The 269-nt window shown below is 48.7% G+C and carries 2 tRNA genes; both read right to left on the bottom strand.

What is annotated here, in order from left to right:
- Positions 1-89 precede the first annotated feature (89 nt).
- Positions 90-165: transfer RNA gene (locus tag AB4583_RS21220), tRNA-Ala, on the bottom strand.
- Between the two features lie 14 nt (positions 166-179).
- A tRNA-Ile gene (locus AB4583_RS21215) sits at positions 180-256 on the bottom strand.
- Positions 257-269: the final 13 nt, after the last annotated feature.

Below are 269 nucleotides of genomic sequence, written 5' to 3'. Positions count from 1 at the left end.
TTCCAAATTGTTAAAGAGCTTGATTCAATAAATTGAACCATTTTTAAAGACTCTCGTAAGACTTTTTGTCGAACAAGAACGCTTAAAGATGGTGGAGCTATGCGGGATCGAACCGCAGACCTCCTGCGTGCAAGGCAGGCGCTCTCCCAGCTGAGCTATAGCCCCATCTAGGTCGATATTGGTGGGTCTGAGTGGACTTGAACCACCGACCTCCCGCTTATCAGGCGAGCGCTCTAACCAGCTGAGCTACAGACCCAATATCGTCTCTT

This window comes from Vibrio sp. 10N.222.49.C12 (genome assembly GCF_041475025.1).
In the GTDB taxonomy this organism is placed as follows: Bacteria; Pseudomonadota; Gammaproteobacteria; order Enterobacterales; family Vibrionaceae; genus Vibrio; species Vibrio crassostreae_C.
The sequence above is the reverse complement of the archived record's forward strand: the minus strand, read 5'-3'. Positions and strand labels throughout refer to the sequence as shown.